Here is a 21,170-nt window from a genome sequence, read left to right as displayed (position 1 = left end):
CGTACCACATTATGTAGCTCAATAGTGCTTTCACTATATCATGCTATATCGAAAACGTCAAATGAGAACACTTTCATTCCATCATTTTTTATAATCCTAGTATAACCTTAAATTTTCATTCTATTTTTATTCAAAAATTAACAAAAATACAGTACTCTAATTCTTTTAACTTCTGTACAATATAATTACTACATATTTATGAGGTGAAAAAATGCAAGCACATGAAATCGAGTATAAGTTATATGGCGATGATATGCAGTTTGTTGAAATTGAATTAGATCCAAAAGAAAGCGTTATCGCAGAAGCTGGCGCAATGATGATGATGGAAGATTACATTGAAATGGAAACAATCTTTGGTGACGGTTCTGGCCCATCTAACGGTTTATTCGGCAAATTAATGGGCGCTGGTAAACGTCTCGTTACAGGCGAAAGTATGTTTATGACTGTATTTACAAATACAGGTCACGGCAAACGCCACGTCTCATTTGCTGCTCCTTATCCTGGTAAAATTATTCCTGTAGATTTAACAGAATATCAAGGAAAAGTAGTTTGTCAAAAAGATGCCTTTCTTTGTGCCGCAAAAGGTGTTTCTATCGGAATTGAATTTACGAAAAAAATAGGAACTGGTTTCTTCGGTGGTGAAGGGTTTATCATGCAGAAACTTGAAGGTGACGGCCTTGCTTTCATGCACGCAGGTGGAACTGTATATAAACGTGAATTAAAACCTGGTGAGAAACTTCGCATTGATACAGGTTGTCTCGTTGCCATGACAAAAGATATTAACTATGATATCGAATTCGTTGGTAAAGTAAAAACAGCTCTATTTGGCGGCGAGGGTTTATTCTTCGCAACATTAGAAGGTCCTGGAACAGTTTGGATTCAGTCCTTAACACTTAGCCGATTAGCAGCACGCCTTACAAGCCCAGCAGCGCAAAGTACTGGCGAAGGTAGTGTATTAGGTGGCCTTGGTCGTTTATTGGATGGGAAAGAGTAAAAAGGGCCCTTATGCAGGCTTGTCCATCGACTAATATAATACTAAAATTAAACACCCTTGCTTGCAGTAATGCAGTGAAAGGGTGTTTTAATTTACGTCTACAAACGAGAAAAAGCAGATGAAATAAAGTAATAAGGTTTACTTCAGTAAAATAAGGTATATTATATTTGTTGAATAGATTCTCTTTCAAGACAAGAAAAGTAGGTGAACAAAGTGGGAAAATATCAATTGGATTCCAAAAGTCAGGTAGCTGTGGCAAAGTTTCATGAAAAACAGAAGCCTGCCAAATTTGATAAAAAGCAGCAACTTGAACAATTACGTGCGGAGTATTTGAAAAAAAAGCAAAAACAAACAGATAAATAATATGTTTCGTTTCCCGAAATTTTCGGTATATAGTGCGAACAAACACAAGTAAATAGGTAATCATCGTTCAAATATATACAGGCTATTTTTTCAAACCTCTTACAAGCCCAGCATTATAAAGTACTGGTGAAAGTAGTATATTAGGTGGCCTTGTTCACCTTTTAGATGGAAAAGAGTAAAAAATGCCTCCAATGCAAAAAAACATCGGAGGCATTTCTCTAAAGTTTATGACTATGGCACTTTATTTTTACTGCGGAGGGCTATACATACCATTTCGAATCATATAATACTCCATCGCTTCATTAAGCCATGCCTCTTCTTCTTCCGTGTAAGGAGATGGCATCATATTATTATATTGTTCTTCTACATTCTCTAATTTACCTAGAGAATACATTGTCTCTTCACCAACATACTTAAGAGTCGCCGTCATATGTTCATCAACCAATTTTTGCACTTCTGAATCCTCAATTTGTCTTCCAAATAACCTTTTCACTTCTTTTGCTAAACGCACAAATTCTTTATCAAGTGCTATGCCCTCTTCTTCCGACTTATTATATAATCCATCAGCCAAGTCTTTTGATACATATCCTTCAAGCCATAAACGTTGTTCGTTTTCTTTTTGAATGCTGTTAATTAGACTCATTAATATGTCACTATCTAACTCTTCATCTTCCTCAAGACATACCATTGTTCGTTCAAGCGCCTTTATCGAAACTTCAATGTGTCTTCTCTTTTCTTCAAAGGCTTTTCTTTGTTGTTCCAACGTTTCTTTTAAATTTACATTCAAACTTGGCATTTTCAGCATAACGCGTATTTCTTCTAAACTATATCCTAATACTTTAATACTCACTATTTTCTGTAGTTCTAATATATCTTTTCCTTTGTACACACGGTGACCAGAGCTAACATTCTTTTCAGGCTTAAGTAGTCCAATTTCATCGTAATATTGTAGTGTCCGTATTGATGTGCCTGTCCTCTTTGCAAACTCACCAATTGAACAGCCTTCCCTTTTGCTCATCTTACACTCCTCCTAACAATATGTTTACAAAAATCATACTCCCTCACGTAACTGTAGGTTCAAGTCTTTTTTCCAAAAGAATGAATCAAGTTCCTCACCGCATATATTAAACTATACCTTTTCTTAAGGAGGGCTACCTTAATGCGTACTCCTTTATCCTTTGATAAAGACACTGCCATACTGTTAGCTTCTTGTTGTGAGTTAACGTATGAACAATATAAACAAAATGGTATTTTCGAAATACCAGATGGTTTTCAATATGTACAAGGTTTTCAAGGAAAGGCCATTCAAACAACAGAATGGTTCGGATTTATATTAGAATCTGAGGATACAATTATCGTTGCCTTCAGAGGCACTCAAACAGATCCAGATTGGATTATTGATTCTCTCGTCAATCAAAAACCTTATCCTTATGCTTTAAATGGCGGGAATGTCCATAACGGTTTTCTCTCTATTTATGAGTCTTGTCGTGATTCTATTATGGATATGCTCGTATCATTGCCAGCACATAAAAAACTGCTAGCTACTGGGCATAGTCTAGGTGGCGCGCTTGCCACATTACACATATTAGATGCACGTATAAATACTGCCTTCGCACAGTATGGACTTTATACATTCGCTTCTCCAAAAGTAGGAGATATCGCTTTTCGAAATTATTATAAACTACAAGTAGCTAGTAGCTTTCGTTTCGTCAACTTATTCGATGTCGTTCCACTTCTCCCTCCCCGAAACATAAATTTTAATGATCATGATTGGGAGTATGCACACGTCCATCACAACATGACATTTACAAAAAACACAAAATCCATTACAAATAATCATTCCATTACAACATACAAAACATGTCTGACTTCTCATTTTTAACCAGTAAACAATTGGAAATAAAATATTCGTATACTATAATAATCTATGAAGTTATTTTTGGATGAGGGGACCTTACATGTTAAAATTTATCTTCGCATTTTTCCTTATAGTAATTTTTACGGTTACAGGTTTCTTTACATTTTCATACTTTGCGACAGGAGAGTATGATGGGGCAGGTATCATATATACCACTGTTCCATTTCTTTCTTAAGCAAAATAAATAAAACGAGCTTAATTTTATTAAGCCCGTTTTATTTATTAATATCCATTTCTGTTGGTAAATCGATAATATATCTCCCAATATAGCAACCTCTTTAAAACTGTTTAACTGCATTACCAATACCCCAAATTTCATTACTGTACTGCAAAATCGTTCGATCGCTCGCAAAATGACCAGACTGTGCAATATTTAAAATCGACATTTCTAGCCACTTCGTTCGGTTCTCATAAGCTCTACCGACAGCTTCTTGCCTTTCAGCATATGGACCAAAATCTCGCAGAACGAAATATTCATCATTTTGAATAACGAGAGAATCGTAAATTGCTTCAAATTCGGCTCCCGACTGTGCAAAGAAACCATTCGTTAACTGATCTACTACCTTTTTAATGTGCCCATTGTGGTGATAATAATCACTTGCACGATATCCACCATTTTGATAGTAATGAAGAACCTCTTCTGCTGTTAAACCGAAAATGAAACAGTTATCATCACCGACCCGGTCTTTTATTTCAACGTTAGCACCGTCTAGCGTTCCGAGTGTAATCGCACCATTCATCATAAATTTCATATTACCTGTTCCCGATGCTTCTTTACTCGCCGTTGAAATTTGTTCACTTACATCCGCTGCCGGGAATATATCTTCCGCTAAAGAAACTCGATAGTTTTCTAGAAAGATAACTTTCATATATTGACTGACATACGAGTCATTATTTACTTTTCTTGCGAGTTCATTTATTAATTTAATAATTTTTTTCGCGTAATAATAGCCAGGTGATGCTTTCGCTCCAAAAATAAAAGTACGCGGATAAAATGTAAAACTAGCATCCTCTTTCAAACGGTTATACAAATATAAAATATGAAGAACATTTAATAATTGTCGTTTATAAGCATGTAATCTTTTCACTTGCACATCAAAAATAGAATTTGGATCAATGGTAATCCCCATTGTATTATGAATACGCTCCGCTAAAATCTCTTTACGCTCTTGTTTTACTTCTGCAAATTTCTCTTGGAAACTCGCATCATATTGAACTAATTGTAGCTCTTGAAGCTTAATCGGTTCTTTCTTCCACTCTGTTCCAATCGCCTCTGAAATGAGATTTGTTAACTGTGGATTTGCTTTCATAAGCCAGCGCCTATGAGCAATTCCATTCGTCTTATTATTAAACTTATCTGGATAAAATTCATAAAACAATCGCATTTCCCGCTGCTTTAATATTTCCGTATGAATTTTCGCTACACCATTTACGCTATGGCTACCGACAATCGCTAAATGAGCCATTTTCACAAGGTCATGTGCAATAATTGCCATTGCTTCAATACGATCCCACTCATACGGATACTGTTCCCAAAGTTCATGACAGAAACGTTCATTAATCTCTTCAATAATCATATAAATTCTCGGTAATAACGGTTTAAAAATGTGAATTGGCCACTTTTCGAGCGCTTCTGATAACGTCGTATGATTCGTATAAGAAATCGTCTGCGTCGTTATGTGCCAAGCTTCTTCCCATGTTAACTTTTCTTCGTCTAGTAAAATACGCATCAGTTCTGGAATTGCTAAAACCGGATGTGTATCGTTAATGTGAATCGCAATTTTTTCATGTAGTTGACGAAGGTGACCATATCTTTCTCTATGCATTCGAACGATATTTTGTAAACTTGCTGATACGAGGAAATACTGTTGTTTTAAACGAAGTATTTTCCCCTCATCATGCGTATCATCTGGATATAAAAACTCCGATACAGCCTCTGTTTCGCGCTTATATTTCAAAATATCTTTGCAGTTTTGCGGGAACGGAACTGGTTCAGCATTCCAAAGTCTAAGTGTATTTACAGTACTCGTCTCATAGCCTACTACCGGCACATCATATGGCACTGCCATAATGACTTCTGCATTTGTATGCCTAAACTCTAAACGCCCGTCAATTTCTAGCGGTTCAACACTGCCGAAATAACTTACTTCCACAGCTTGATCATGCCTTCTTACTTCCCATACATTTTCATGAAGAAGCCACTGTTCTGGAAATTCAACTTGATAACCATCAACAATTTTCTGATCAAACAAACCATGTTTATAACGAATTCCACAGCCGTGTCCTGGCAAGTTTAAAGATGCAAGTGAATCGAGAAAACAGGCTGCTAAGCGTCCAAGCCCACCATTACCAAGGCCTGCATCTGCTTCCACTTCTTCTAACTCTTGCAACGAAATCCCTAGTTCAGATAACCCCTGCTCGCATACATCTCTAATACCTAAATTCAAGATGTTACTTCCAAGCAAACGTCCAAGCAAAAACTCAATAGACAAGTAATACATTTGCTTTTGCTCTCCGGATCGATAACTCTCGTTCGTTGCAATCCATTGACTATTCATATACTCACGTACCATATGGCCGAGTGTATTATATTGATCACGAGTTGTAGAATCTTTAAAACTTTTACCATACATCGTCTCTAACTTTTCTAGAAAAGTTGATTTAAAACTTTCAACATGAGTAAACATTTTTTCACCACCTACATGTTATTCCATGAGACTTTTATACAATTCCTTATAAGCAAGAGCCGATTGCTCCCAGCTATAATCTTCAGTCATCGCTTGTTTTACAAGCTGCTCCCATACCGGTTTATCGTGATAGAATTCAATTGCACGATGAATCGTATGCAGCATGTCATGTGCATTAAAGTTCGTGAAACTGAAACCATTTCCTTCGCCTGTTTCTTCATCATAAGAATGTACTGTATCGTTTAATCCACCTGTTTCTCTTACAATTGGAATCGTACCGTACGCTAATGCGATAAGTTGTCCAAGTCCACACGGTTCAAACAGCGATGGCATTAAAAACAAATCGCTTCCCGCATACACTTGGTGAGCTAATTCTTCATTAAATCCGATATAAACTTTTACCTTCTCCGGATACTCATATGCCATCCACTCAAAGAATTGCTCATATTCCGAATCACCTGAACCTAAAATAATACATTGTACATCTTCTTCCATTATTTCGCGGAATACAGTACGTACTAAATCAAGCCCTTTTTGCTTCGTTAATCTCGTTACCATTGAAATAATTGGTGTATCCTCTTTTTCTGGCAAACCAAAATAACGCTGCAAAGCGCGTTTATTTTCACTTTTTTCATATAATGACTCTGCATCATACTGAGCCTTAATATACGAATCCGTTTCTGGATTATATACGCTCGTATCAATGCCATTTACAATACCGCTAAGCTTATCATTATATTTTCGCAGTAATCCATCTAACTTCTCACCAAAAAATTCATATTGAATTTCTTCTTTATACGTCGGGCTCACCGCTGTAATTTGATCCGAAGCGATAATACCGCCTTTCATAAAGTTTACGTTTCCATAAAACTCTAGCTGCTCACTATGAAAATATTCATCACCAAGCTCTAACAAGTCGTACATCACTTCAGGAGGAAATACTCCTTGAAACTGCAAGTTGTGAATCGTATATACCGTTTTAATACGCTCATATAACGGGTTATCTTGATACTTTTCACGAAGTAAGAAATTAACCATAGCCGTATGCCAATCGTGACTATGAAGAACATCCACTTCAAAATCAAGGTGCGGAATACACTCTAACACTGCTTTTGAGAAATAAGAAAAACGCTCCCCGTCATCATAATGACCATACAGAGAATCTCTCTTAAAATAATATTCATTATCTATTAAGTAATACGTAATTCCGTCTTGCTCACCTTTTAAAATTCCACAATATTGATTTCTCCACCCGAGCGGGACGTTAATTACTTTATGTAACGTACATCCATCTCTTAACTTTTGCGGAATGAGACTATAATTCGGAAGTATAATACGAACGTCCACTCCTAATTTTTTCAGCTCTTTTGGGAGCGCACCCGCTACATCAGCTAATCCTCCCGATTTCACAAACGGTACACATTCTGATACTGCAAATAAAATATTCACTTGTTGTCCCACTGCGCGAAAAGTTTTTATTACTCCTCTTGCAGCTTCCTCCCTTCGAGTTTTCATTTAAATTAAAACTTTAATCAGTGGGGGAAAAAGCCCCCACTGATTCTTTAGGAATAACTATTAATCGTACTGTTTTGTACGCTTCCTTTTTCTACAACATACGGCTCATCGATGTTTCCTTTTAATACGACACCGTCACCAATTTTCACGTCTTTATCAATAATAACACCGTCTATTATACAGTTATCTCCAATTTGGCTCTTTTGCATAATAATACTGTTACGAATAATTGATCCTTTTCCAATTTTAACTGAACGGGAAATAACACTGTTTTCTACCTCCCCCTCAATAATACTGCCATTTGCAATCATTGTATTTTTCACGACTGCACCCTTTAGATAACGAGTTGGTGGCTCATCTTTTACTTTCGTAAAGATCGGCGCTTCTTTCTTAAATAATTGCTTCCAAATAGCAGGTTGCAAAATTTCTAAGCTATGTTTATAGTAACTTTCAATCGAGTCAATAATTGCTACATATCCAGTATGCTCATATGTAGCAATATGTAATGATTTTCCGCGTTTTTCTCTCACTACATCAAATAAACTGTATTGCTCCACATCTTTATATGACTCAAATAAGTCTAACAATAATTGTTTCTTTAACACGTATGTTTGAAGCGAAACCCCTTCATGGCAAACTTCTGTAATATCAGCTGCCGTATGTATATGTCGCTCTAACACCGCTTGAAAATTTAATGCTGTTACGAGATGGCTATTCGTAATAACAACGTACTCTTCTCTGCTTCTTAGAAAATAATCAATATGTCTTCTAAAGTGCGCAAAAGACCCAAATTCATCTTGGTCACATTGGCAGTTTGGCGGGAATAAAAATAGTCCGTCTCGTTTTCTATCTAAATCCCACTGTTTTCCTGAACCAACATGGTCCATTAACGAACGATTTTTATGGCTTGTAAAAACTGCTACACTATGAATACTAGAATTCACCATATTTGAAAGCATGAAATCAATGAGTCGATAACGGCCCCCAAACGGTAACGCCGCTAGTGAACGATGCCCTGTTACTTTCTTTAAGGAAGGAAAACTTCCCGTTGCATTAATAATTCCTAACATTTTTTCTCCCATTCATTTCATCCCCCTTTTCTATTTCCCTTCAGCAATTAATACTACATCGTCAACATTCTTTTCTGGACGAATGATTGTTCCATCTTCAATAACCATTTCTGATCCAACAATCGCTCTTTCAATCACAACATTTTTACCAATCTTAGCCCCTGGCATAACGACAGAATCAATCACCATACTTCCTTCTTCCACCGTCACTCCTTGGAATAACACAGAATGCTTCACGTCCCCTTCAATGACGCACCCTTCGTTAATAAGCGATTCTTCTACTTTCGCCTTTTCAGCAATATATTGAGGCGGTTCGTTTGGATTGACAGAGTAAATACGCCAATTACGATCGTTTAAATTCAGTGATGTTTCATCGCGAAGCAAATCCATATTCGCTTCCCATAAGCTCTTCACCGTTCCAACATCTTTCCAATATCCTTCAAACGGATACGCCATTAACTTCTTCCCTTCATCCAATAAAAGCGGAAGTACATCTTTTCCAAAATCGTTACTAGATTCAGGGTTTCTCGCATCCATCTCTAAATACTCTTTCAAAATTGACCAATTAAAAATATAGATTCCCATTGATGCAAGATTACTTCTTGGAAATTGTGGTTTCTCTTCAAACTCAACAATCTCCATTTCTTCATTTGTATTCATAATGCCAAAGCGACTCGCTTCATCCCAAGGTACTTCAATAACAGAAATGGATACGTCCGATTCTTTCTCAATATGGTAATCTAGCATCTTACTGTAATCCATTTTATAAATATGGTCACCTGATAAAATAAGAACATACTCCGGTTCATACTGACTTAAATAGTTTAAATTTTGATAAATGGCACTTGCCGTACCTGTATACCACTTAACCCCTGAAGACTCCGCATAAGGAGGTAATACTGTGACCCCACCGTTTACTCGGTCTAAATCCCACGCATTTCCGATTCCGATATAATTATGAAGTTCAAGTGGTTGATATTGTGTTAAAATCCCAACCGTTTCAATACCAGAATTCGCACAGTTACTTAGCGTAAAATCAATAATGCGATATTTACCACCAAATGGAACAGCTGGCTTGGCTAAATTTTTTGTTAATGCACTTAAACGACTACCTTTTCCCCCTGCTAGTAACATTGCTACGCACTTTTGTTTTTGAGCCATCTTGTTTTTTGCTCCCCTTTCTCGTCTTCACTGGTCGTAATATGGATACGCCGAATGGTGGAATTGTAATCTCTACATGTGCCGCTTGATTATGGTACGGTTCTAGAATTGTCTTAAGACGTTTCTTATTCACTTGCCCCGAACCGCCATATTGCTGTGCATCACTGTTTAAAATCTCGTTATAATACTCGAAATCTGGTACACCTACTTTATAGTTTTCATATGTAGCTTTCGTAAAATTACATACGACAACTAACGCATCTTCTTGTTTATCCCCTTGGCGGATAAAAGAGAAAATACTTTGCTCATTATTATTAGCATCAATCCACTGAAAACCTTCAGGTGAATGGTCAAGCTGCCAAAGTGGTTTTGAGCGCTTATACAATGCTATGAGCTCATTAAAGTAATCATGCATATAACGATGCATTTCAAAATCATGTAAATTCCAATCTAAATCTTCAAGGTCTTTCCACTCATCAAACTGTCCGAATTCTCCTCCCATGAAAAGTAACTTCTTTCCTGGGTGAGTAAAGAAATATCCATATAATAAACGAAGTTGAGCAAACTTATCCCAGTAATCACCTGGCATTTTATTTAATAACGACTTTTTCCCATGAACGACTTCATCATGAGAAAGCGGTAATATGAAGTTTTCAGAGTACGCATATAGTAAAGAAAACGTCATTTTCTCATGAATGTGTTTCCTATATTCAGGCGCACACTCCATATATTTCAGCACGTCATTCATCCAGCCCATGTTCCATTTGTAATTGAATCCAAGCCCACCTTCATACGTTGGAGTTGTTACAAATGGCCAAGCTGTTGAATCTTCTGCCGTCATAAGAAAATCTTCATCCTCTGCAAACACTGCTTCATTTAACTCTCTTAAAAATGAAACAGCAAGCTCATTACTTTGCTCTTGTCCTTCTTTATTCCAGTACAACATATTCGCAACTGCATCTACTCTGAAACCATCAATATGGAAATATCTCATCCAAAATAACGCATTTGAAATTAAGAAATTACGTACCTCTCTCTTCCCTAAATCAAAATTGACAGTTCCCCATACTGGATTTTCTTGTACATCTTTATCTTTATATTCATAGGTCGGTGTGCCATCAAACAAATATAAACCGTGAGCATCTTTACAAAAATGCCCCGGCACCCAATCTAAAATGACACCGATTCCATATTTATGACATTCGTCGACAAAATGCATTAAATCATGCGGCGTACCAAATCTACTCGTCGCTGCATAATATCCCGTTCCTTGGTATCCCCAAGAACGATCATATGGATGCTCAACAAGCGGCATAATTTCAATATGTGTAAATTGATGTTCCACCACATACGGGATGAGCTCTTCAACCATTTCCCTGTAAGAGTACAGCGTTCCATCTTCTTTCTTTTTCCAAGAACCAAAATGTAATTCATAAACTGTCATCGCTTCTTTATAAATCGATTTTTTCTTTTTCTTACGATTCCAGTTTTTATCATTCCATTCATATCCTTTTATATCAAAAACTACAGATGCCGTATTCGGTCTTACTTCTGCATATACAGCATACGGATCTGCCTTTAAAATGACGTCACCAGCCAACGTTTCAATCGCATATTTATATATTTCTCCTTCTTCAATATGCGGTATAAATAAGGACCAAATGCCTTCTTCTGTCACTTGTAGCATCTTATGTTGCTCATAATCCCACTCATTAAAATCTCCAACAACACTCATTGCTTTCGCATGAGGAGCCCACACTGTGAACCGTACCCCTTGAATCTCACCTTCCGTCACAACATGTGCACCAAAGATGTTATAACTTTCATAGTACTTTTCTGTATGAAACTCATCTCGTTTCACTTCTTCACAATTTATTACACTCAATATGCTCACCTCACTTAGATGACAGAATTTTTTATACTTTAACTATTTCTGCGAAAAACTGCAATATCCTTGTTAATTTATAAAAAACATTCGTTTTTTTCTTAAAAATGTTAGTTTTTCTTCACATTTCCGTGTAAAATATCGAATTTTGACGAATATTCATTGTAAACGCTTCATTCTACTTCTATATTTCCTCCTATTATTTTTTTCTCAACCTTTATTTTATTAGGTTTATTCTATCTTTCACCCTATTTTCCACTTAAAATAACCATAAAATAATCTGTCATAAAAAAATGTTTCTCAACATTTTTTGTCATGATTTTATTGAAATGCGAAATTCATAAGCATATACTTGTTCTCAATAAAGAACCGTTATCTTTCGTAACTATAATTCATAGCGGACTACTATGTTTACTTATTTATCCTTGTTGCGAACGATTGCTATAAAAATTTAACTAGGGGGCTTTCTTATGTCATTAAAACGAAAAGTAGGAATGGGAGTTGTCACCGCTTCACTTGGTTTATCCCTTACATTCGGAGGTGTATTCGCCTATTTCAGTGATTCAGAAACATCGAGTAACTCATTTCAAGCTGGAACACTAGATCTTTCTCTTAATCCAAGTGTAATCGTTAATGTGAAAGATTTAAAACCAGGTGATTTTATTGAAAGGAACTTCAAGCTTGAAAATAAAGGTACATTGGATATCGCAAAAGTAGCACTTGAAACATCATATGAAGTTACAGATGCAAAGCAAAATAATGACGGTGAAGATTTAGGTGATCACATTATCGTCAAGTTTCTAGTGAATGATGGACAGCCATCTAATCCAAACGATGATCATGAGATTTTGTGGGAAACAAAACTATCAAAATTAAAAACTATGAAACCTGAAGATGTCGCTACGTCTCTAGAACGTCATAACTTAATAGATGGTATTAAATCTGGTGAAACAGATTACTTACACGTTCTCTTCTCATTTGAAGATAACGACCAAGATCAAAATAAATTTCAAGGTGATTCCCTGCAGCTAAACTGGACTTTCCATGCTGAGCAAACAGCAGGTGTGGAGAAATAATTTTTAAAAATATAAATTACCGGAGGCCTATAAATGAAAAAGAAAAATCGTTTTGTTACTGGAATTGTAACGGCTGGCGTTCTGTTTTCAACTGCCATTCCGTTCAATGTACTTGCTGAAAGTCCTATTAACCAAATTGAATCTTCAAATGCTCATTCTATATTATCGAAGCTTTCTAAAGAACAACGCCTGGCATTACAAACGGTAGATGCCAACCCTGGTTTTACAATTTCACCAGATATTAATACGAGTAGTTCTGAGCCTGTAAATATCATTGTAGAATTTCAAACTGCTCCAGTAAAGATTAATGAATTAAAACAAAAAGAAAAAGGATTACAATCTGCTCCTGAAAATATAAAAGCACGTATTGATCAAGAACATGAAGAATTCGAAAAAGGACTAAAACGTCTTTATCAATTCAGCCCATCAGTAAAATCAGGAAACTTCCAGTCTGTACAAATTAAACGCTCTTATAAGCATGCGCTAAATGGTGTTGCAATGACATTACCAGCAAATACAGTTGAAGAGTTGTTACGAATTGGTGTTGTAAAACGCATTTGGAAAGATTACGAAGTGAAATTAAATTTACCAAAACAAGCTGAGCAAAAAGCACCCCAAAAACTAACAGACAGCATCCCTCAAATCGGGATAGATAAGTTACATAGTGAGGGTATTACCGGAAAAGGAATTAAAGTTGGTGTATTAGATACAGGTATTGATTACAATCACCCTGACTTAAAAGACGTATATAAAGGCTATCGCGCAAAACCTGGTGAGGACTCTAGCAAAGTAGATCCAAATTCAGTAAAGGGTTGGGACTTTATTAATAATGATGCAGATCCAATGGAAACTACTTATTCAGAATGGCAACAATCTGGTGCTCCTGAATTTGATAACCGTGGTTCTTCCTTCTACACAGCCCACGGCACTCACGTAGCAGGTATCGTTTCTGCTCAAAAGAAGAACCAATCTGATTCAGCAGTAAAAGGTGTTGCACCTGACATTGAACTGTATAACTATCGTGTACTCGGTCCATACGGAAGTGGAGATAGTTCAGGTATTATCGCTGCAATTGATAAATCTATTTCTGACGGTATGAACGTTATTAACTTATCGTTAGGTGATGATAGCAACAATCCTCTTGATCCAACATCTATCGCTGTTAATAACGCGATGCTTTCAGGCGTTGTTACAGTCGTTGCTGCTGGTAACTCTGGACCGAATCCATCAACACTCGGATCACCAGGTGCTTCGCCATTTGCTATTACGGTTGGAGCCAGTGATAGCTCTATTTCCTTACCGAAACTATCAGGTCATGCTGGACAATTACAATTCCCTAACCTAATTTTGTTCGGCAAAAACTTCACTGATAAAATAGAAGATTTCAAGGGACAAACTTTACCTATTGAATCTGTAGGAATCGGTACGCCTGACGAGTTTAGTAAAAAAGATGTAAAAGGAAAAATCGCTCTCGTTGCACGTGGTACAACCTCATTTGATGAAAAAATTGCTAACGCAAAACAAGCAGGTGCAAAAGCCGTTATTATTTATAACAACGTGGATGGAGAAATTCCTTTCTACGTTGGTGAAAGCACAAAATACATTCCAGCATTCCGCCTAACGAAAGAAGACGGTGAAAAACTAAAAGCTCAAATTGAACAAGGTAGCACATCCTTAACTTTCGATGAAATTAATTACATTCAAACAGAAGGCGATCATCTTGCAGACTTTAGCTCACGCGGTCCTGTTACAGCAAATGATGATATTAAGCCTGATATTACAGCGCCTGGTGTCGCTGTCCTTTCAACAGTTCCTGAATATATTAACGACCCGCAAGAGGGTGAAAACTACGCTGTTTCCTATGAGCGTATGCAAGGAACATCTATGGCTTCCCCTCATATTGCTGGCGTTGCTGCTCTAATTTTACAAGAACACCCAGACTACTCTCCGTTCGATGTAAAAGCGTCTCTTATGAACACAGCTGATGATTTAAAAGAAAAATATTCGGTGTATGAAGTTGGAGCTGGGCGAGTAGATGCTTACAACGCCGTTCGTACAGAAACAAGCTTTAAAGTATTAGATACGACACAAACTGTTGTAAATGATGAAGTAATTGAAGTGCCCGAAGAAACTGGATCTATTGCATTCGGTAAGTTTTATCAAAAAGACGGTGAAGCTCTTGAACAAAAACGAAATATAAAAGTAACTAATCATAATAAACAAGAGAAAAAAGAATTTAAAACAGAAATTTCTTATACACCGGCTTCTTCTACTATTAACGATGCTGTCGCAAACGGTGTAAAAATCTCAGCTCCAGAAACAATTACTCTTGATGCTGGCAAAGCAGATGAAATTGAAGCAAAAATTAATGTTCCAGCCGGTGTAAAACAAGGCCGATATGAAGGATATATTCATATTACGAACACGAAAAATAAAGAAGAAACATATCAAATCCCATTCTCTATTCGTGTATCAGAGCCTGGTATTGAAAATGCAATACTATCAAGAAAAGCAATTTCAACTGATACATCTAAATTTAATCCATACGGTGAATCGTATGTTCACGGGGCATTCCAATTAAACAGCGAACTTGAAACGTTAGATCTTATCGTAAAAGATTCCAAAACAGATAAAGCTCTGGGCTTCATTGGGACATTAAACACAAGTGGACTAAAAACTGATGTGTATTACTACTTAGACTCATTCTTTAATGGAAAAGTGTATCCTTTTACAAATGATCCTGCAAAACCAATTGGTGATGAGAAAATCAACTTACCAGAAGGAGACTACACAATTGAGTTTGTCGGTTATGATAAGGCTGGGAAAGCACGTGTAAAAGGTGATTATGTTGTAATTGATAATACCCCACCAGAAGTGAAACTAACTGGATTAAAACCTGGTATTTACGAGTTAAATGAAGAAAATTATACAGTAGAAGATGGCAAAAAAGCACTATGGATTAAAGGAAATGTATACGATTCAAACGTTGACTACTTAAAAGGAAAAGGATTAAACATTACGCAAGAAGCGAATGGCGTTATGTACTATGACTATTCTCCATACTTGCATAAGTTTTTACCGATTAATGCAAATGGCGACTTTAAAGTTGGCATTACATCTGACTCCTTCAAAACGGAAGGTCCAATGAACACAGGCGTATATATTTTCGATTATGCAACTGCAGGAGCTGACTATCCAAGCGGTGTAAATAACTACTGGTTTATCCCACAAGGTGCTCAATATGCGAAAGCTAGTTACGATAAAAAAGAATTATATAAAAATGACGAGTTCACAGTAACACTAAACGCAAAACACGTAAAACAATTTGTTGCTGGGCAATTTAATGTAAACTTCCTAGAGAAGAACTTCAAATTTGCAAATGCGAAGTTTAATCCTGCTTTTGAAAAGCTACTTTCCGAAAAAGGAGTAACCGCAAAAGTAAATGAACCGAAACTAGAGGCAAGTTCGGTTACAGTTGGTGGCGCTATCGATGACAAAAACTTTGCTGGATTAGATGGTGATTTCCCGTTCATTGATGTAACTTTCAAAGTAGAAAATGATGAATTTTATGAAGCAAACGCTCAATTAGAGTCACCAATTTTTGTTTACTGGAAACAAGGTGAATCAGAACCAAATAGAATGCGTGTACTTCAAGATCAAACATTCTCAGTTATGTCCTTAAATTCACTAGTAGAAGGAAATATTAAACCTGGTGCATTCTTAAATGAACGTGGATATTTAGATGAAAAGTTTGATTATGCAAAGCTTGGCGTAAAAGTATACGCAACTGATTCTTACCGTCATAAGTTTGAAGGCTCACTAGATAAATATGGGTACTTCAAACTAAATGGACTTCCAGTTAATAAACGCGACTATAACCTATATGTAGAAGTGCCAGGACATTTAACAAGCCGCCTAACAACGAAACTTGGTACTGAAAAAGACGGTAAGCTGCTTGGCCAATATTATTATGCAAGACCTGACGAAAACCTTGCCGGCGATGTAAATGCTGATAAAGTAATCGATATTAAAGATGCTGAAATTATCGCTAGCAACTATGGTAAAAAAGGACTAACTGTAAAAGACGGAGACCTTAATAAAGATGGGATTGTCGACGAAAAAGATATTCGCTTCGTTGAAAAGAACTTCTTGAAAAAAGGGCCAGATGCATCTAAATCACAAACACCTGTAGAAAAATCAAAAAGCGGTACACTGACAGATATTTTAAAGAAATTGGGATTAACGCCTAAAAAATGATAAAGTGAAACTTTAATCAGTGGGGGGGTTCATCCCCCACTGATTATTAGTTGAACCAATCGGGCTTTTACGGGCAGGTGATCACCAAACTAACTTCTTTGCTTTCGCTGCATTTTGAGGTGGGGATCTTACTGCCCGTTAATGCGGGATAATAAAGAGCACTCTACGTAAAGTAGAGTGCTCTTTTCTATAAACGACCCTTATCCAGCAAAAGGGGTATATTGGGGATATACAAGGGAAACCGGAAAAGGAATTTATATTAAATTATATAAGTTCAGAGGTAAGAAGCAGTTTCCCACCTCTGAATTATTTAGCAATTATTATAGTACTGGTGCCATTGTTTCTTTTAATACTTTTACAGAATGAGCGAATTTCGCTTTTTCATCTTCATTTAGCTCAAGTTCTACGATTTCACGTACACCTTCGCGGTTAATTACAGCTGGAACACCTACGTAAGCATCTTTCTCTCCGTATTGACCTTCAAGGTATGCAGATACAGTTAATACGCTGTTCTCGTTGTTTAAGATTGCTTTAGTTACACGAAGTAGTGACATACCGATTCCGTAGTAAGTTGCACCTTTACGCTCGATAATATGGTAAGCTGCATCACGTACGTTTTCGAAGATTTTATCTAAGTCTTCTTGATTGTACTGTTCGTTGTTAGCTAAGATTGTTTCTAGTTTTTGTACACCGATAGTAGCGTGGCTCCATACTGGAAGTTCAGTGTCACCGTGTTCACCAACGATATAAGCATGAACGTTACGTGGATCTACATCTAAGTAGTCACCTAACATGTAACGGAAACGAGCAGAGTCTAAAGTAGTACCAGAACCGATTACGCGCTCTTTTGGTAAACCAGATTCTTTCCAAGTTACGTAAGTTAAAATGTCAACTGGGTTAGTTGCGATTAAGAAGATTCCATCGAATCCACTATCCATAATACCGCGAACGATTTGTTTAAAGATCTTTGTATTTTTCTCAACTAAGTCTAAACGAGTTTCACCTGGCTTTTGTGGTAATCCAGCAGTGATAACTACTAAATCTGCATCTTTACAATCTGCATAGCTACCGCTCCAAACTTTTGTTGGTGATGGAGAGAATGGTACCGCATGGCTTAAGTCCATTGCTTCCCCTTCTGCTTTTGCTTCATTAACATCTACTAATACGAACTCTTCAGCTACACCTTGGTTGATCATTGAGTAAGCGTAACTACAACCTACAGCTCCTGTTCCTACTAATACTACACGATTGATACCTTTTTTCATGGTAATTTCCCCTCTCTATTGTTCACATCTATTTTTTATGATTGTTTAAGTAATTAATTAAAATACTAATTTAATGTTGTTTAACTTCTTTACATTCATATTGTAGCACGTATTATTGTGAAAAAGTTCACAAATTATGACCTATTTGTGAACTTTTTCACATAGAGTGTAAAGTTATTAGAATAGGTGTGGAATCCATTTCAATGGAGGCGTTTTCTTTAGATTGTGAACAAAAAGAATGTGATTCGATTATTCCCTATAACTAAATTCAATTTCTATAATCAAACTAACACATTATCCCCTTATAAGCTGGACGTCAGTTGGCCTATATAGACTACGGTGAAATAAATGAATTAGCCTATACTTTATCACCTCCCTTTTAACCATTACTGTATATTAAAAAATATCCGTTAAAATTAAGCGTTCTTTTCTAGTAATAAACCATCCAATATAAGTGATAGGCCATGCAAAGCTTTAGACAACTGCATCTCTGCATCTTCAGAATTCGCAATCCAACAAGCAAGGTCCACTAGTCCGCCATTTATGAATCTTGCTAAGGCTTCACAGTCCGTTTTTTCAATAATAAAGTCCTTCATTAATTGTTGAAGTATCTCCGCCATCGTCGTTAAACATTGCGACTGTGATGATTGATAATAACTATTTCCTAATACTGCTGGTGCATCTCGAAGTACGATTCGCTGAATTTCTGGATTAAGTGCCATTGTTAAATACGCACGACAACGCCCAACAAATCCTTCCCATTTTCCTTCCGCCTCATTTGATACTTCCCCTAATTTATTATCCATTTCCATGTCAATTTCTTTTACAACTGCTTCTAACAACCCTTTTTTATCACCAAAATGATGATAAATTGCACCACGTGTTAAACCGACAGATGCTGTAAAATCATCCATAGACGTGTTTACATATCCAACTGTACCAAAAGCCTCTCTTGCTGCACTCAGCAATTTAGCACGTGTTTCAGTAATCATTTCTGCTCTCGTTTTTTTAACCATCTTTTCCTCCTATTTCTATTCATTCTCTTTATTCAAAATAAATCGCATTATAGTATCGTTCTCTATGTAAAAGAATAACTCCTTTGAACGTCAGCTCTCTATCCAGAGATAAAACATTTCAATTGACATACGCACCGTATGTTAATATGATATTGGCATACGGTGCGTATGTCAATTATTTCTAGCTTACAAGATAATATAACTTCTTACCCATCCCCTACATTGACTCACTGTCCCTTTTTATAGAAGGTATTAATGAAACAGAGGAGGAGTTAAAAGAATGAAGAATGTATATGTAAACGTCAAATACTTTGGTGATTATTATGTTTAATTCCTACCGTGAAATTTTCAGTGCTCCTGGTACAAAAGGATTCTCATTAGCAGGATTTATAGCTCGGATGCCCATATCAATGATGGGCATTGGTATTGTTACAATGTTATCTCAGTTACGTGGTGACTATTGGCTTGCTGGAGCTGTTGCAGCCACCTTTACATTATCATCAGCTTTACTAGCTCCTCATATTTCTCGGATGGCCGATCAATTAGGGCAATCTCGCATACTTCTTCCGACTACAGGTATCAGTGTTTTCTTTACGATCCTCTTACTTCTATGCACGAAATATGAAGCTCCTTATTGGACGCTATTTCTATCCGCCTTATGTGCAGGTTGTATGCCCAACATGTCAGCCATGGTGCGTGCACGTTGGACTAAACTATACCGTGGATCCCATAAATTGCATACAGCATTTTCCTTCGAGTCGGTTGTCGACGAAATTTGCTTCATAATTGGGCCTGTATTATCTGTCAGTTTAAGTGTTATGTTCTTCCCAGAAGCAGGCCCACTTTTATCATCTGTTTTTCTTACAATTGGGGTATGCCTATTCACCATGCAAAAAAGCACAGAACCGCCTGTACACCCTCACGACATTACAAACAAAGGAACAGTGTTTAAAATTGGTTCTTTACGAGTACTAGTATTCACACTCATCGCCATAGGGACTATATTTGGCACAATAGATGTCGTTAGTGTAGCTTTTGCTGAACATCAAGAAAACACGGTAGCTGCTAGCTTTGTGCTTTCTGTCTATGCAATCGGTTCATGCCTTGCAGGTCTAATTTTCGGTACTCTTAAACTCAATACTCCACCCTATAATCAGTTTTTAATAGCAGTCACACTGTCCATGATAACAATGCTGCCACTAGTTTTCGTAAACACTATTCCTTGGCTAGTAGTTATTGTTTTCTTTGCAGGGTTATCTGTCGCTCCTACAATGATTATTACTATGGGACTTGTGGAAAAAATCGTACCTGAATCAAAAATAACTGAAGGAATGACTTGGGCAATTACAGGACTTGGTATTGGAGTCTCCCTAGGATCGGCGATAGCTGGTTTAGTTATTGATAACTTTGGAGCTCGGGCAGGATTTAGTGTGGCTATTATAGCAGGAGGCCTTGCCTTAACTATTGCACTTTTAGGATACAAAACTCTTCACTCCGCATATAGTCATGCTGTTATGAAACCGGATGGCCGCTCAGCAGAGAGTTAAAACATATTCAAAAAATAGGATTACCTCTTTTCTTATGTATAAGAAGAGGTAATCCTATTTAAATTAATATAACTTTTTTAAATTGATTATTTATAATCTGTTATAGCTTCTTTTATATTTATACACAACAAAAAAGAGATAGCAGATTATGCTATCTCTTTTAGTATGACCCGTACGGGATTCGAACCCGTGTTACCGCCGTGAAAGGGCGGTGTCTTAACCACTTGACCAACGGGCCAATTACTGGCAGAGAAGAAGGGATTCGAACCCTCGCACCGCGTTCGCGATCTACTCCCTTAGCAGGGGAGCCCCTTGAGCCACTTGGGTACTTCTCTATAATATGGCTCCGCAGGTAGGACTCGAACCTACGACCGATCGGTTAACAGCCGATAGCTCTACCACTGAGCTACTGCGGA

At 36.9% G+C, this 21,170-nt stretch carries 15 protein-coding genes and 3 tRNA genes; 7 read left to right on the top strand and 11 right to left on the bottom strand.

The genetic code is table 11. The annotated features are described in order from the left end of the window. The first annotated feature begins 211 nt into the window (after positions 1-211). Both AC1Q8M_RS14835 and AC1Q8M_RS14830 read left to right on the top strand, forming a co-directional pair. Entirely contained in the window at positions 212-994 is a 783-nt protein-coding gene (locus tag AC1Q8M_RS14835) for a TIGR00266 family protein (protein WP_001147841.1), read from the top strand. A gap of 213 nt (positions 995-1,207) precedes the next feature. Then, positions 1,208-1,357 (top strand): hypothetical protein, encoded by a 150-nt coding sequence (locus AC1Q8M_RS14830; protein WP_000521642.1) that lies wholly within the window; start codon positions 1,208-1,210, stop codon positions 1,355-1,357. Between the two features lie 247 nt (positions 1,358-1,604). On the opposite strand, the gene AC1Q8M_RS14825 is transcribed toward AC1Q8M_RS14830, so the two are convergent. After that, positions 1,605-2,375: a MerR family transcriptional regulator gene (locus tag AC1Q8M_RS14825; RefSeq protein ID WP_098361103.1), complete on the bottom strand. Its 771-nt coding sequence runs from the start codon at positions 2,373-2,375 to the stop codon at positions 1,605-1,607. Between the two features lie 141 nt (positions 2,376-2,516). Between AC1Q8M_RS14825 and AC1Q8M_RS14820 the strand changes: the two genes are divergently transcribed. After that, complete coding sequence (locus AC1Q8M_RS14820) at positions 2,517-3,239, top strand: lipase family protein (RefSeq protein WP_001260111.1); 723 nt, start codon at positions 2,517-2,519, stop codon at positions 3,237-3,239. Positions 3,240-3,315: 76 nt separating this feature from the next. Beyond that, a complete protein-coding gene (locus AC1Q8M_RS14815; protein WP_000911065.1) occupies positions 3,316-3,450 on the top strand; it encodes a hypothetical protein in 135 nt (44 codons plus the stop codon). A gap of 103 nt (positions 3,451-3,553) precedes the next feature. Here the strand turns inward: AC1Q8M_RS14815 and glgP are convergent, their stop codons facing one another. The 5 genes from glgP to glgB all read right to left on the bottom strand — a co-directional run bounded on the left by glgP (position 3,554) and on the right by glgB (position 11,593). Beyond that, on the bottom strand, positions 3,554-5,962 hold the full coding sequence (gene glgP / locus AC1Q8M_RS14810) for a glycogen phosphorylase (RefSeq protein WP_098855643.1): 2,409 nt from the start codon (positions 5,960-5,962) through the stop codon (positions 3,554-3,556). Positions 5,963-5,980: 18 nt separating this feature from the next. Then, a complete protein-coding gene (glgA, locus tag AC1Q8M_RS14805) occupies positions 5,981-7,411 on the bottom strand; it encodes a glycogen synthase GlgA (protein ID WP_023901191.1) in 1,431 nt (476 codons plus the stop codon). A 113-nt stretch (positions 7,412-7,524) separates the two neighbouring features. Then, on the bottom strand, positions 7,525-8,559 hold the full coding sequence (gene glgD / locus AC1Q8M_RS14800; RefSeq protein ID WP_000504162.1) for a glucose-1-phosphate adenylyltransferase subunit GlgD: 1,035 nt from the start codon (positions 8,557-8,559) through the stop codon (positions 7,525-7,527). Positions 8,560-8,577: 18 nt separating this feature from the next. Then, on the bottom strand, positions 8,578-9,708 hold the full coding sequence (gene glgC, locus AC1Q8M_RS14795; RefSeq protein WP_000057604.1) for a glucose-1-phosphate adenylyltransferase: 1,131 nt from the start codon (positions 9,706-9,708) through the stop codon (positions 8,578-8,580). Beyond that, on the bottom strand, positions 9,656-11,593 hold the full coding sequence (glgB, locus tag AC1Q8M_RS14790; RefSeq protein WP_000111412.1) for a 1,4-alpha-glucan branching protein GlgB: 1,938 nt from the start codon (positions 11,591-11,593) through the stop codon (positions 9,656-9,658). The genes glgC and glgB overlap by 53 nt, the downstream gene beginning before the upstream one ends. Before the next feature lie 470 nt (positions 11,594-12,063). Here glgB and AC1Q8M_RS14785 point away from each other — a divergent pair, with 470 nt between their 5' ends. Then, a complete protein-coding gene (locus AC1Q8M_RS14785; protein ID WP_000054003.1) occupies positions 12,064-12,669 on the top strand; it encodes a CalY family protein in 606 nt (201 codons plus the stop codon). Positions 12,670-12,702: 33 nt separating this feature from the next. Next, a complete protein-coding gene (locus AC1Q8M_RS14780) occupies positions 12,703-16,926 on the top strand; it encodes a S8 family serine peptidase (RefSeq protein WP_098361101.1) in 4,224 nt (1,407 codons plus the stop codon). Between the two features lie 320 nt (positions 16,927-17,246). On the opposite strand, the gene AC1Q8M_RS14775 is transcribed toward AC1Q8M_RS14780, so the two are convergent. Continuing rightward, the gene (locus AC1Q8M_RS14775; protein WP_000715346.1) at positions 17,247-18,191 is read right to left on the bottom strand and encodes an L-lactate dehydrogenase; all 945 of its coding nucleotides are present in this window, start codon (positions 18,189-18,191) and stop codon (positions 17,247-17,249) included. A 416-nt stretch (positions 18,192-18,607) separates the two neighbouring features. Further along, positions 18,608-19,207 (bottom strand): TetR/AcrR family transcriptional regulator, encoded by a 600-nt coding sequence (locus AC1Q8M_RS14770; RefSeq protein ID WP_098361100.1) that lies wholly within the window; start codon positions 19,205-19,207, stop codon positions 18,608-18,610. A gap of 323 nt (positions 19,208-19,530) precedes the next feature. Here AC1Q8M_RS14770 and AC1Q8M_RS14765 point away from each other — a divergent pair, with 323 nt between their 5' ends. Then, positions 19,531-20,754 (top strand): MFS transporter, encoded by a 1,224-nt coding sequence (locus AC1Q8M_RS14765; protein ID WP_075720466.1) that lies wholly within the window; start codon positions 19,531-19,533, stop codon positions 20,752-20,754. Between the two features lie 166 nt (positions 20,755-20,920). Here AC1Q8M_RS14765 and AC1Q8M_RS14760 read toward each other — a convergent pair. The 3 genes from AC1Q8M_RS14760 to AC1Q8M_RS14750 form a co-directional block, all read right to left on the bottom strand. Then, positions 20,921-20,992, bottom strand: a tRNA-Glu gene (locus AC1Q8M_RS14760). A 6-nt stretch (positions 20,993-20,998) separates the two neighbouring features. Continuing rightward, positions 20,999-21,089, bottom strand: a tRNA-Ser gene (locus AC1Q8M_RS14755). 6 nt (positions 21,090-21,095) lie between these two features. Continuing rightward, positions 21,096-21,170: transfer RNA gene (locus AC1Q8M_RS14750), tRNA-Asn, on the bottom strand.

Source organism: Bacillus sp. GW823-FHT06A10 (genome assembly GCF_058795375.1).
The sequence above is the reverse complement of the archived record's forward strand: the minus strand, read 5'-3'. Positions and strand labels throughout refer to the sequence as shown.

Coding starts and splice junctions, on each gene's coding strand:
- AC1Q8M_RS14775 (WP_000715346.1), bottom strand. CDS start 18,191: ATGAAAAAAGGTATCAATCGTGTAGTATTAGTAGGAACAGGAGCTGTA.
- glgD (WP_000504162.1), bottom strand. CDS start 8,559: ATGGGAGAAAAAATGTTAGGAATTATTAATGCAACGGGAAGTTTTCCT.
- AC1Q8M_RS14825 (WP_098361103.1), bottom strand. CDS start 2,375: ATGAGCAAAAGGGAAGGCTGTTCAATTGGTGAGTTTGCAAAGAGGACA.
- AC1Q8M_RS14765 (WP_075720466.1), top strand. CDS start 19,531: ATGTTTAATTCCTACCGTGAAATTTTCAGTGCTCCTGGTACAAAAGGA.
- AC1Q8M_RS14815 (WP_000911065.1), top strand. CDS start 3,316: ATGTTAAAATTTATCTTCGCATTTTTCCTTATAGTAATTTTTACGGTT.
- AC1Q8M_RS14835 (WP_001147841.1), top strand. CDS start 212: ATGCAAGCACATGAAATCGAGTATAAGTTATATGGCGATGATATGCAG.
- glgP (WP_098855643.1), bottom strand. CDS start 5,962: ATGTTTACTCATGTTGAAAGTTTTAAATCAACTTTTCTAGAAAAGTTA.
- AC1Q8M_RS14785 (WP_000054003.1), top strand. CDS start 12,064: ATGTCATTAAAACGAAAAGTAGGAATGGGAGTTGTCACCGCTTCACTT.
- AC1Q8M_RS14770 (WP_098361100.1), bottom strand. CDS start 19,207: ATGGTTAAAAAAACGAGAGCAGAAATGATTACTGAAACACGTGCTAAA.
- glgC (WP_000057604.1), bottom strand. CDS start 9,708: ATGGCTCAAAAACAAAAGTGCGTAGCAATGTTACTAGCAGGGGGAAAA.
- AC1Q8M_RS14780 (WP_098361101.1), top strand. CDS start 12,703: ATGAAAAAGAAAAATCGTTTTGTTACTGGAATTGTAACGGCTGGCGTT.
- AC1Q8M_RS14820 (WP_001260111.1), top strand. CDS start 2,517: ATGCGTACTCCTTTATCCTTTGATAAAGACACTGCCATACTGTTAGCT.